The sequence below is a fragment of the [Clostridium] ammoniilyticum genome, assembly GCF_025566905.1.
In the GTDB taxonomy this organism is placed as follows: Bacteria; Bacillota_I; Bacilli_A; order Erysipelotrichales; family Coprobacillaceae; genus Faecalibacillus; species Faecalibacillus intestinalis.
In genome coordinates this window covers 57,796-70,826 of record NZ_JAOQJR010000005.1, presented here as the reverse complement: position 1 = coordinate 70,826, position 13,031 = coordinate 57,796, and the positions used below count along the sequence as shown (strand labels likewise).

The following is a 13,031-nucleotide window of genomic DNA, read 5'->3' as shown; positions in this document are numbered from 1 at the left end:
AAAATGGGTGTTTTGTTTTTTAAAGCGATTCCTAGACCAGCAATTTGGGGTCATACAAAAGTAAGAGATTTCTTTGGGTATGATGATTTTCCTGAAGGAATAGGTCAATCATGGTCTTTTAGTGCTCAAGATGGTGAAGGTTTATCTACTGTTTGTATAAATGGTGAATTCAAAGGAAAAACTCTAAAAGAATTATGGGAAAAACATCAAGAATTATTTGGACATCCAGGTGAGGATTTCCCAGTAATTATTTCTTTAGTTGGACCAGAAGATGATTTGAGTATTCAAGTTCATCCTGATGATGAGCATGCTCAAAAAATTGGTTATAAACGAGGAAAGAATGAAGCGTGGTTTTTTATTGAATCAGATCCAGGGGCTTCTATTGTTTATGGGCAAAAGACAAAGAATAAAGAAGAGCTTCAAGAAATGATCAATCAAGATAAATGGGACGATATTTATAAAAAATATCCTGTAGCTGATGGTGATTTTGTTTATTTACCAGCAGGTTGTCTACATGCTATGGGTAAAGGGAATGTTGTTTATGAAATTCAACAATCTACGGATGTGACGTATCGTTTTTATGATTATCATAGAAAAGATAAAGATGGAAATGAAAGAGAATTACATTTAAAACAGGCAATTGATTGTTTATCTTTCGATAAGAATATCGATAAAAATGATGTTCATCCAGTTGTTAAAGTTCATGAAAATATGAAAGAAACAACATTTATTTCAAATGATTCATTTACAGTTTCTCAATTGCTTGTTATTGGCAAATGTCAATATAAATGCGATAATTATCAACTTGCTACAGTTGTAAAAGGTAGTGGAAAAGTAGACGAATATGACGTTAAAGTAGGAGATAATTTTTTGATTCCTACAAATACATCAATTGAACTTGATGGTCAAATGATGATTATGATGACAACAAAGTAAGGAGAATTGTATGAAAAAAGAATTTTTATGGGGAGGCGCTTTAAGTAACGTTCAAGCTGAAGGTGGTTATTTAGAAGATGGTAAAGGTTTGAATGTCTATGATACTTTAGTCGTAACTCCAGAACCAGGAATTAAACCTATGTTTTGTACAACAGATGTAGCAACGGATCATTACCATCATTGGAAAGAAGATATTGATTATATGGCAGAAATGGGGTTTAAAGCATATCGATTTTCTGTTGTTTGGTCAAGAATCCATCCATTGGGAAATGAAGAAAAACCAAATGAAAAAGGATTAGATTTTTATGATAAGATGGTTGATTATTTATTAGAAAAAGGAATCGAACCAGTTGTATCTCTTGTTCATTTTGATATGCCAGATTATCTATTAAATCATTATAATGGGTTTATGAATAAAGAAGTCATTGAATTTTATGCAAGACATGTTGAAAGTATTGTAGAAAGATTTAAAGGAAAAGTTAAATATTATATTACTTATAATGAAATCAATCTAGCAATCCATATGTCAGATTTAGTTTCTGGTGCAAGATTACCAGAAGGTATGACGAAACAAGAAATGTTTGTACATTTAAATGTGAATGTGCAAGTAGCTCATGCAAGAGCTGTTGAAGTTATCAAACGTGTTGATCCCCAAGCACAAGTTGGAGGAATGATTGGACATGCACCATTTTATCCACTTACATGTAAAGCAGATGATATTTTAGCAGCAGATTTCAAAAATAAAATGCATAATTACTTTGTTTATGACACAATGTGTAATGGTGAACTTCCTCAATACTTTATGCAATACGCTAAAAATAGAAATATTGAGTTGAATATGTCTCAAGAAGAAAAAGATGTGATTAAAGATGCTTCTAAAAAATTAGATTATCTTGCTTTTTCATATTATCGTAGTAATGTTATTTCTTCTTTTGAAGATATAAAAGATCAAAATGAATTAGAAGATGCACTTATTTTTGATCAACGATCTTTAAAAAATCCTTATTATGATGCTAATGAATGGGGATGGCAAATTGATGCTGATGGATTAAGATATTCACTTGTTGATTTTTATCATCGTTATCATAAACCGCTTTTTATTGTAGAAAATGGTATAGGAATTGATGAAACAATGAAAGATGGAAAAGTTTATGATGATGAACGGATTGCTTATTATCAAAAACATATTAAAGCGATTAATACAGCCGTAGAACATGATGGTGTGGATTTAATGGGATATCTTGCATGGAGTCCAATTGATTTTTTAAGTAGTCATAAGGAAATTAGAAAAAGATATGGTTTTGTATATGTAGATCGTGATTTTGAAGATTTAAAGGAATTAAAACGTTATCCTAAGAAGTCATTTTATTGGTATAAGAAAGTGATAGAATCACAAGGGAAAGATTTAGAAAATGATATAGATTATTAACGGGCTTATTTGCCCGTTTTATCTTTTTGTCATCATTTTAATCCAAGCAGTACTCCAAATTCAATTTCATCTTCATAATCATCAAAGTCATTATAATAGAATAAATCATATTCTTTATTTGATGATGTATGTAGATAACCATAAGTATAATTTTCCATATCTAATTGAAGAAACACAGTATAGTTAGAAAGATTCATTTGTTTAAGAAGTAATTGGATTTCTTCTTCATCTTTATTAGTAGATAAACAATGTATTTGATCATCTTTTAAATTAAATGGATTATTTTGATAATAGGGTTTGATTTGTATTTTTAATGTATTCATATGACACCTCAAAAATATTATAAGATATTATTCATTTATTGAAAGTCATTTGAAAATAAAACAAAACAAAGTATAGTGTAATTGAGGTGAATGAAATGAGACGATTTGAAAGAGAAGTAGTCGATTATAAATTAATAGAAGCTATGCTTCAAGAAATGAATATTATTAATGTGGGAATGAATGATGAAGATGGTTTTCCTTATGTTGTGCCAATGAGTTTTGGGTTTGAGATGACAGATACGCATTTGAATGTATATACACATTTTATGAAAGTAGGAAAAAAAGTAGAATTACTTAAGAAAGATCCAAGAGTATGTATTGAATTTAGTATCTTTAATGATTTTCCTGATAAGAAATATAAAGGACATTATCATAATTATCGTAGTGTGATTGCGAAAGGAAAAATGAAGATGTTGGATTATAAAGATGATCCAGAAACATGGGAAAAAGGTTATAATTTGCTTTATATATGTAATGATCGTGCTATTAAACCATTGAGTGAAAGAAAAGTTATTCCAGGTATATATATTGGTGTTATTGAATGTGATTTAAAAGATGTGACTGCAAAATCAGAGTTTCCACTTAGAAGTGTAGAAGATGTTTCATTTTTAAATGTTTATGAACAAGAAGATGATGAAGTACCATTTGATATTTCTGATATTATTGCTGATAGAAAAGCAAGAAGAGATAAATAGGAGCTTAAAAGTCTCCTTTTATTTTTAGGCAAAAGAAACAAAATGTTTGAATTTATGTGGAAAAATAATCGTTTTTTCAATAAATGTTTCTAAACAATATCTTAATATTTAGGATTCATGTATAATGAAATTGATATATTGTTTTTGATTTAAAACAATTTTATTGGAGAAAGGAATATAAAAAATGAGTATGAAAAAATATGAGGAGTGGAATGCAAACCATAAGCATGACAATCCTCCAAGAGAGAAAATTGTTAAATTAGGAAGAAAGATTACTGATGTTGCCGGACACATTTTCGGTGGTGTCAAAGTTGAAGATCCTGAATATTGGGGATTGGCTGAAATTGTCAGTGATGAAATGGCAGATATTGCTTTAGCAATGAAAAAGCGTACCCCTTATACATTTAAAGAAATGTGTGATTTATGTAAGGTTTCAAAAGATCAAGAAGAGCATTTCCAAAAAACTTTAGATGAAATGAGTTATTTAGGATTGTTAGAATATGATTATGGTTATCATTATGATCATCATGGACGCACAGCGCCACAAAGTGAAAGAAGATATATTCTACCAATGTTTGTACCTGGAAGTGCTGAATTATTTAATATGGAAGAATTACCAGATCGTTCAAATCCTCGTCTAGAAGATCATCCTGATGTCGCGGCATTTTTTGAACGTATGACTTATATTCCTCTTGCCGGTATTACACAAATGGTTCCACCTGGAGGGGCAGGAGTAGGAATGCATGTTATTCCTGTAGAAAAAGCTATTTCAATGGAAAATGAAGCTATTGATATTGAAAAGCTTTCTTACTGGTTAGAAAAATATGAAGGTAAAATTGGTGTAGGAAGATGCTCTTGTCGAGCTTCAAGAAAAGCCATTGATGATGGTTGTGCTGATGATGATTTTGGTTGGTGTATTGGTGTTGGTGACTTTGCTGATTATTGTAGAGAAACAGGTAAAGGACATGATATTACTAAAGAAGAAGCCTTAGCTATTTTAAAACGTGCGGAAGATAATGGTTTTGTTCATCAAATTACGAATATTGATGGAGAAAATAAAATATTTGGTATTTGTAACTGTAATGTTGAAATTTGTAATGCTTTAAGAACATCACAATTATTTAATACCCCAAATATGTCACGTTCTGCTTACGTTGCTCATGTAGAAAAAGATAAATGTGTAGCTTGTGGTAGATGTGTGGAATATTGTCCAGCAGGGGCTGTACGATTAGGACAAAAATTATGTAAAAAAGATGGTACAGAAGTACAATATCCAAAACAAGAATTACCTGATGCTGTTAAATGGGGACCAGAAAAATATGATTTTAACTATCGTGATAATAATAGAATTAATACCCATGAAACAGGAACTGCTCCTTGTAAAAGTGCTTGTCCTGCACACATTGCTGTTCAAGGATATATTAAAATGGCCTCTCAAGGAAGATACAAAGATGCTTTGGCTTTAATTAAAAAACAAAATCCATTCCCAGCAGTATGTGGAGCGGTATGTAATAGAAGATGTGAAGATGCGTGTACACGTGGTAAAATTGATGAAGCTTTATCAATTGATGCCATTAAAAGATTTATTGCCAAACAAGATTTAAATGCTGATACAAGATATATTCCACCTGTAGTTATTCCAGCAAGTATTCATATGGATCATTTTGCTGAAAAGATTGCGATTATTGGTGGGGGACCTGCTGGTTTAACAGCAGCTTTCTATCTTGCACAAACAGGATATCGTCCTACTGTTTTTGAAAAGAACGAACATCCAGGAGGAATGTTACGTTATGGTATTCCATCTTATAAATTAGAAAAAGATGTTCTAGATGCTGAAATAGATGTCGCAAAAGAAATGGGTGTAGAAATCAAAACAGGAATTGAAGTAGGAAAAGATGTAACAATTCAACAATTAAGAGAACAAGGGTATCAAGCGTTCTATATTGCCATTGGTTGCAGTGCGGGTAGCTTACCTGATATTAAAAATATAAATTCACAAGGTGTAATGACAGCGATTGATTATTTACATGAATCTAACTGTGGAAATATACCGTTTGATGGTAAAGTCGTTGTCGTTGGTGGTGGAAATGTGGCCATCGATGCTTCTCGTGTATCATCAAGAAATAAAGCAAGTCAAGTACAACAATTCTGTTTAGAACAAGAAGTAGATATGCCAGCTTCTAATGAAGAAATTGCAGAAGCAAGAGAAGATGGTGTAACGATTCATTGTGGATGGGGACCTCAAGAAATAATTGAAACAAATGGTGAAGTAAGTGCTATTGTTTTCAAAAAATGTGTTTCCGTATTTAATGATGAAGGTAAATTTGCGCCAGTTTATGATGAAAATACAACAGTTACAGTTGATTGTGAACGTGTTATCTTTGCCATCGGTCAACGTAGCGTTTGGGGAGATTTATTAAAAGGTGAAGATGTGAAGTTTAATGGACCAGCCATTGAATTAAATAAAGTCACTTTCCAATCAAGTGTTGAAGATATCTTTGCAGGTGGAGATGTTTATACAGGACCTAAATTCGCTATTGACGCAATTGCACAAGGAAAGATTGCAGCTGAATCATTACATCGTTATGTTCATCATGGACATATGGAAACAGGACGTAATCGTTGGGAATTTAAACCACTTGATACAGATGATATTTTAGTGGAAAGTTATGATCGAGGACCTAAACAAGTAGAAGGTATTAATTCAAAAGTAACTGATAAGTTTAAAGATAATGTTTTAGCACTTACAGAAGAACAAATCAAAAAAGAAACATCAAGATGTTTAGGTTGTGGTGCAACAATTGTTGATGCTAATAAATGTATTGGTTGTGGTATTTGTACAACAAAATGTGATTTTGATGCTATTAAATTACATCGTGATCATCCTGAATGTTCAACAATGACAGTAGCTGAAGATAAATTTAAAGCAATTATTCCTTATCAATTAAAACGTGTAAAAAATATTATTTTAAAGAAAAAGGTAGAACATTAAGATGCATGAATTAGGAGTAACCTTTTATGTTGTAAGAGATGTAAAAAAAGTAGCTGAAGAAAACAATGTAAAAAAAATAGATTATGTGACACTAGAAATTGGAGAAGTTTCTGGTGTCATTCATGATCAATTAGTAGATTGTTGGAACTGGGCAAGAAAAAAAGAAGCTGTGACAGAACATGCAAAAATCTATATTGAAACATTAGAAGCGATTACTTATTGTGAAGATTGTAAAGGACAATATAGAACCATTGATTATGGGAAAAAATGTCCTTATTGTCATAGTGAACATACTTATTTACTCAAAGGAAATGAGTTTAATATTAAGGAGATTGGTATTTATGAAGATTGTGGAACTTAAACAAAATATCTTTAAAGAAAATGAAGTCACTGCAGATAAAATACGTGATGAATTTAAAAAACAAGGAAAATTAATGATCAATGTGATGTCTTCACCGGGATCAGGGAAAACCACAACACTTCTTCGTACCATTGAAAGATTAAAAGATACTTGTTGTATTGGTGTTATGGAATGTGACATAGATGCCAGTGTTGATGCTCAAACCATTGAAGAAGGGGGCGCTAAGGCCATTCAACTTCATACAGGTGGAATGTGTCATATGGATGCAGCAATGACACAACAAGGTTTAAATGAAATGGAGATTGATGATGTTGATCTTATTTTCATTGAAAATGTTGGAAATCTTGTATGTCCGGCAGAATTTGATACCGGTGCAGGAATCAATATAACGATCTTATCAGTTCCTGAAGGGGATGATAAACCTGCAAAATATCCTCTTGTTTATACTGTATCTGATGTTGTTTTAATTAATAAAGTAGATGCTTTAGCAGTCTTTGATTTTGATAAAGAGTTGGTTGAAAAAAGAATTCATACTTTAAATCCAAAAGCACAAATCTTTTATATTTCTGCTAAAAAAGATGAAGGATTTGAACCTTGGATCAATTATTTAAAAGAAAAAATGAAAGAATGGGAGGGAAAATAGATGTCAAAAGTAAGAGTCATAGAAGTTCATGAAAATGTCTTTAACGCTAATAATCTAGCAGCTGATGAACTTCGTGAAAGATTATCTGAAAAAAAGGTAACCATGCTTAATGTGATGTCTTCACCAGGTTCTGGAAAAACAACCCTTCTTTCAGATGTCATCAATAGAATTAAAGACCAATATAAAATAGGTGTTATGGATGTTGATATTGAAACATCTTTAGATGCTCAAAAGGTTGCGGATAAAACAGGTGTTCCTTCTATTCAAATTCATAATGGAGGTTTATGTCATATTGATGCAGAAATGACAACAAGAGCTATCGATGAATTTGGGGTCGATGATTTTGATCTTCTTTTTCTAGAAAATATAGGAAATCTTGTCTGTCCTGCAGAATTTGATACGGGGGCCCATAAAAACCTTATGATTTTATCAGTTCCTGAAGGAGACGACAAACCATTAAAATATCCTTTAATGTTTAGTGTTTGTGATCTTGTATTGATTTCTAAAATAGATACATTAGATTATTTTGATTTTGATATTGAAAAAGCAAAAGAAAATATCAAAAACTTAAATCCTAATGCAACAATTCTTTGTGTCAGCGCTAAAAGTGGTGAAGGCATGGATGAGTTTGTAGATTGGCTTAAAGAAACAATAACTAACTAAAAAGCAGTGATGAAATGAAGTCATTTCATCAACTGCTTTTTTTAATTTCTTCATTAAGTATTTCTAAAAAGATTTCAATAGCTTTAGGAAAAACTTTATATTTTTTCCAAACAAGATGACTCCTTAAAGTAAGAGGAGGATTTAAAGGTTTAAAACAAATAGGACTATCATTTGATTCATTATAAAGATGCTTTAATGTTAAAACATAACCAACATTTTCTTCACACATCAGTTTAGCGTTATAAAATAAATTATAAGTTGCTACGACATTTAAAGCTCTTTGATTACCACCAAGCCAACCACTAATACCATTTTTTACCATTTCTTGATTAGAAATAATCATCGGCTTATCTAACAAATCTTTAGGTGAGATTGTATCAAGTTTGGCTAGTTCGCTGTCTTTTTTCATGAGAACACCCCACGTATCAAGAGTCGGTAATGTAAGATAATCATACTTTGATAAATCGGCAGGACCAGTTACAATTCCTAAATCAAAAATACCTTGATCAAGTTGTTCTTCAACATATTGAGCATTTCCACTATAAATATGAAACCTAATATCAGGATGGTGTTGTTGGGTTTTACTGATTGCTTTCATGACAATACGATTTGCTTCACTTTCACTACAACCAAGATAAATATCACCACTAATATATTTATTAATATTCTTTAAATAAGAATCTGTACGATTTACTAAACTAATAATTTGTTTTGCTTGTTCCTTAAATAATCTGCCTTCTTCTGTTAAAGATAAAGAACGCGTTGTACGATTAAATAATGTTATCTGATATTCTTCTTCTAAATCTTTAATTTGTTTAGAAAGTGCAGGTTGTGAGACATTGAGTACTTTAGCGGCCTTGGAGAAACTTTGTTCCTGTGCAACTGTTAAAAAGTATTTTAAAACACGTATTTCCATAAAATCACCTCTAGTAAGAGTATATCACTACTTATAAATAAAAGTAATAAATATATATAATATATAAGTATTTGTAATTATAAATAATGAACTATACAATACAAATGAAAAAAAAGGAGGTTATTTATGAATGCATTATCAACATTGTTTCCTGTGTTTTTTATGATTATATTAGGTATGATTGCTCGTATAAAAGGCTTTATTAGTCCTGCACAAAAAGAAGGAGCCAATCATATTGTCTTTAATGTATTATTTCCAATACTTATTTTCAATGTTTTATTTACTGCTAAGATAGAATCATCAGCTATTTTGATTGTTTTATATGTTTTAATTGCTTTTACACTGGCTTTGGTTTTAGGCAAATGTATTACTAAGTTTACAGGTAAGGAAGTAGGACATATTTTTCCTTATTTACTAACTACTTGTGAAGGTGGAAATGTTGCATTACCTCTTTATACTTCTATTGTAGGAGTTGCTTATGCCAGTAATACAGTTATTTTTGATATTGCTGGAACAGTGATTGCTTTTATTATTATTCCTGTTTTAGTTGCCAAAGCTACATCAGGTAATACCAGTACTAAAGAATTATTAAAGACGATTTTTACGAATTCTTTTGTAATTGCAGTGATGTTAGGAGTTGTCTTAAATCTTTTAGGTGTCTATGACTTGTTAAGTCAAACTGCTTTTATTGATCTTTATACAAATACAATTCAACAAGCAACAGCTCCTATTGTGAGTCTTATTTTATTGATTATTGGTTATAATTTAAAAATCAATAAAGATACTTTAGGATCATTACTAAAGCTTGTAGGTGTAAGAATTGTCTTCTATATTTTTGTTATTGCAGGATTCTTTGTCTTCTTCCCACATTTAATGGCAGATAAGATCTATATGATGGCTGTTCTCATTTATTTCATGTGTCCAACTGGATTTGCGATGCCAATGTTGATTTCACCACTTAATAAAAGTGAAGAAGATGAAGACTTTACGGCTGCTTTCATTTCATTATTTATGGTAATTACATTGATTGTTTATACATGTGTGGTTTTATTTATTGCATAGAATGAAAATTTAATACATAAGACATAAAAATATTTTATAATAAAAATAATTTAAGGAGGAAAATCAATGAAATTTAGTGAAGATTTTTATTGGGGTGGTGCAGTAGCTGCTAACCAATGTGAAGGTGCTTGGAACGTGGATGGACGTGGAATGGCACGTACAGATGTAACGACAGGTGGAACAGTAAATACACCGCGTATGGTTACTTTTATTGATAAAGATGGGAATAAACAAAAATTACCTAACCATGGATTTAAATTACCAGAAGGAGCTCATTTTGCTGTATTTGATGATGAACTTTATCCAAACCATGATGGTATTGATTTCTATCATCATTATAAAGAAGACATTGCTTTACTTAAAGAAATGGGATTTAAGATGTTTAGATTATCAATCTCTTGGTCAAGAATTTATCCAACAGGAGAAGAAGAAAAACCAAATCAAGCTGGTTTAGATTTTTATCGTAATGTTTTTACAGAACTTAGAAATGCAGGTATTGAACCACTTGTTTCTATTTGGCATTTTGATACACCACTTGCTTTAGAAGAAAAATATGGAGATTGGTTAGATCGTAAATATATTGCCCTTTATGAAAAATACGTAACAACAATCTTTAATGAATACAAAGGACTTGTTAAATACTGGTTAACATTCAATGAAATCAATAATACAATCAATTTCTTACCAGATAATGCCAGTGATGAAGCATATCAAGAAGCTTATCAACATTTACATTATCAATTTGTCGCAAGTGCAAGAGCAGTACAAATTGGACATGAAATTGATCCTGAAAATAAAATTGGATGTATGATTTGTGGTATTACTTATTATCCATTAACATCTGATCCAGAAGATATCTTATTCAATCGTTCTAAATGGGAAAAAGGTATCTTCTATTGTGGAGATGTTCAATGTAAAGGTAAATATCCAACATTTACAAAACGTTTATGGAAGGAACATAATGTTCAATTAGATATTACTGAACAAGATTTAGAAGAACTTAAAAAAGGAACAGTAGATATGTATACTTTCTCTTATTACATGTCACAAGCTGTTACTACTCATAAAAATGATGATACAGTAAGTGGTAATATGTCATTTGGTGTACGTAACCCATATTTAGAATATTCTGATTGGGGATGGGCACTTGATCCTAAAGGATTAAGATATTATTTAGAAATGATTTATGATCGTTATGAAAAACCATTAATGGTTGTAGAAAATGGTTTAGGTGCTTATGATACTGTAGAAGAAGATGGAAGTATTCATGATAATTATCGTATTGAATACTATCGTGCACATATTGAAGAAATGGCTAAAGCTATTGAAAATGGTGTAGACCTTATTGGTTATACAACTTGGGGATGTATCGATTTAGTTTCTGCAGGTACTGGAGAAATGAGAAAACGTTATGGTTTCATTTATGTTGATAAACATGATGATGGAACTGGAACGATGGCAAGAAGTAAAAAAGATTCTTTCTATTGGTATAAAAAAGTCATTGCTTCTCAAGGAGAAGATTTAGACTAACATAGTGAGAACTATTCAATTGAATAGTTCTTTTCTATTTAATAATCGTTTTAATTAATTGCATCATAATTTCCTTATCTTCAGGTCTTGAACTCGCTACTAGGATAGTAAGTGTTGCAAGAGCATCATTATTAATTCTTTCCATGCCATTTTTATAAAGAGCGTTATTCATGTTTAAAAAGTATAAAAAGATGGTTGCACCAATTTAGACGTGGTTTTTATTTAAGAAACAATTTTTGCTTCTTTAAACGATAGTAACATGGTATTTTTAGGTTATCATTGGACAGATTGTCCACTGGTATTAAGCATAATAAAAACACTACGTAGATGTAGTGTTTCAAGATAAATTTTTAACTATTATATTTTAGATTTTGTGATGACCAAAGACTTCATTATGTATATCTTCCATTTCATAATCAATATCTGTAATGCTTTTAGCACAATCTGATAAACGATTACGAATATCATCGGAAATTTCTTTATCATTTTTATAACGTAAATGATGTTCTAATGTTGCCCAAAAGTCCATCGCAATAGTACGAATTTGTATTTCTACAGGAACCATTACTTTTTCATTCGCTAAATAAACAGGAACTTCTACAACAAGATGTAAACTACGATAACCATTTTCTTTAGGATTTTTAATATAATCTTTAATCTTTAATAAATGAATATCATCTTGTCTTAAAAGAAGATCAGACATACGATAAATATCTTTAATATAATGACAAATCACACGTATACCAGCAATATCTTCAATATTTCCTTTGATTGATGAAACTTCTACAGGAAGATTTCTTCTTTTCATTTTTTCAACAACACTATGGGGAGATTTTAAACGCCATTCCATATGATGAATAGGATTATGATCAAAACGATGATGAAATTCATCATCTAAAATTTCTAATTTTGTTCTTACTTCCTTAATACCTGCTAAATACTTTTGTTCAACGTTGACATATTCATGATAAAAATCTAAATGATCTTTCGCAAAGAAAAAATCATTCATTTCACTTTTTATTTCTTTTTGCATGATACGACTCATAAAAGTTCACTCCTTATGTTTATTTTTATTATAAACGAACATAATGAACTTGAGGTGAAGTTTATGAAAAAAATCATTATTTTTCTTTTAATTATGATGAATTTAACAAGCGTTTGTGCAGTAAATGAAACACCAAGATATAAGATCATTGGTTCTTCTTATCAACAAGAAGATATTGATGAAATGTACAAAGTAAAAGATCAACTTCTTTTAAATTATAAAAAATGGGTCAAAGGTGTTGATGATGTTTATCAAGTTTTAGCAGATCATCAAGATGATTTTAATGCAAAATATTATAATGGTCTTTATACGATTGTATTAGGTGAAGGTAAAGGTAAATCTTTAGAAGGAAAGTTACAAGTTTCTTATTGTACATCAAGTAAAGAAATTAAAAAGAAATCTTGGTTGATTAAGATGTTTTCTTAATGGTGTGTAC

At 30.6% G+C, this 13,031-nt stretch carries 13 protein-coding genes; 10 read left to right on the top strand and 3 right to left on the bottom strand.

Annotation, left to right across the window (positions count from 1 at the left end):
* Nucleotides 1–3 precede the first annotated feature (3 nt).
* The gene (locus OCV55_RS06325) at nt 4–936 is read left to right on the top strand and encodes a type I phosphomannose isomerase catalytic subunit (protein WP_147580134.1); all 933 of its coding nucleotides are present in this window, start codon (nt 4–6) and stop codon (nt 934–936) included.
* A 10-nt stretch (nt 937–946) separates the two neighbouring features.
* The gene (locus OCV55_RS06320) at nt 947–2,365 is read left to right on the top strand and encodes a glycoside hydrolase family 1 protein (RefSeq protein WP_147580133.1); all 1,419 of its coding nucleotides are present in this window, start codon (nt 947–949) and stop codon (nt 2,363–2,365) included.
* A 32-nt stretch (nt 2,366–2,397) separates the two neighbouring features.
* Here OCV55_RS06320 and OCV55_RS06315 read toward each other — a convergent pair whose 3' ends face one another.
* Complete coding sequence (locus tag OCV55_RS06315) at nt 2,398–2,688, bottom strand: hypothetical protein (RefSeq protein WP_032091025.1); 291 nt, start codon at nt 2,686–2,688, stop codon at nt 2,398–2,400.
* A gap of 95 nt (nt 2,689–2,783) precedes the next feature.
* Here OCV55_RS06315 and OCV55_RS06310 point away from each other — a divergent pair, with 95 nt between their 5' ends.
* From OCV55_RS06310 to hypB (OCV55_RS06290), 5 genes are all read left to right on the top strand, one after another.
* Nucleotides 2,784–3,383, top strand: coding sequence for a pyridoxamine 5'-phosphate oxidase family protein (locus OCV55_RS06310; RefSeq protein ID WP_267309842.1), 600 nt, complete (start codon nt 2,784–2,786; stop codon nt 3,381–3,383).
* Between the two features lie 184 nt (nt 3,384–3,567).
* Entirely contained in the window at nt 3,568–6,375 is a 2,808-nt protein-coding gene (locus OCV55_RS06305; protein ID WP_267309841.1) for an FAD-dependent oxidoreductase, read from the top strand.
* Nucleotide 6,376: 1 nt separating this feature from the next.
* Entirely contained in the window at nt 6,377–6,736 is a 360-nt protein-coding gene (locus OCV55_RS06300; RefSeq protein WP_147580132.1) for a hydrogenase maturation nickel metallochaperone HypA, read from the top strand.
* Complete coding sequence (hypB, locus tag OCV55_RS06295; RefSeq protein ID WP_394802856.1) at nt 6,717–7,379, top strand: hydrogenase nickel incorporation protein HypB; 663 nt, start codon at nt 6,717–6,719, stop codon at nt 7,377–7,379. Before OCV55_RS06300 ends, hypB (OCV55_RS06295) begins: the two co-directional genes overlap by 20 nt.
* Nucleotides 7,380–8,042 carry a hydrogenase nickel incorporation protein HypB gene (gene hypB, locus OCV55_RS06290; RefSeq protein ID WP_147580130.1) on the top strand — a complete coding sequence of 221 codons (663 nt, stop codon included), beginning with the start codon at nt 7,380–7,382 and terminating at the stop codon, nt 8,040–8,042.
* Nucleotides 8,043–8,070: 28 nt separating this feature from the next.
* On the opposite strand, the gene OCV55_RS06285 is transcribed toward hypB (OCV55_RS06290), so the two are convergent.
* On the bottom strand, nt 8,071–8,958 hold the full coding sequence (locus OCV55_RS06285) for a LysR family transcriptional regulator (protein WP_032091021.1): 888 nt from the start codon (nt 8,956–8,958) through the stop codon (nt 8,071–8,073).
* Nucleotides 8,959–9,084: 126 nt separating this feature from the next.
* Between OCV55_RS06285 and OCV55_RS06280 the strand changes: the two genes are divergently transcribed.
* Nucleotides 9,085–10,020, top strand: coding sequence for an AEC family transporter (locus OCV55_RS06280; RefSeq protein WP_147580129.1), 936 nt, complete (start codon nt 9,085–9,087; stop codon nt 10,018–10,020).
* 66 nt (nt 10,021–10,086) lie between these two features.
* Entirely contained in the window at nt 10,087–11,550 is a 1,464-nt protein-coding gene (locus OCV55_RS06275; protein ID WP_032091019.1) for a family 1 glycosylhydrolase, read from the top strand.
* Nucleotides 11,551–11,914: 364 nt separating this feature from the next.
* On the opposite strand, the gene OCV55_RS06270 is transcribed toward OCV55_RS06275, so the two are convergent.
* Nucleotides 11,915–12,595, bottom strand: a complete 681-nt coding sequence (locus OCV55_RS06270) for a GTP pyrophosphokinase (protein ID WP_022000677.1) — start codon at nt 12,593–12,595, stop codon at nt 11,915–11,917.
* Between the two features lie 63 nt (nt 12,596–12,658).
* Between OCV55_RS06270 and OCV55_RS06265 the strand changes: the two genes are divergently transcribed.
* Nucleotides 12,659–13,021 carry a hypothetical protein gene (locus tag OCV55_RS06265; protein WP_032091018.1) on the top strand — a complete coding sequence of 121 codons (363 nt, stop codon included), beginning with the start codon at nt 12,659–12,661 and terminating at the stop codon, nt 13,019–13,021.
* The last annotated feature ends 10 nt before the right edge of the window (nt 13,022–13,031 follow it).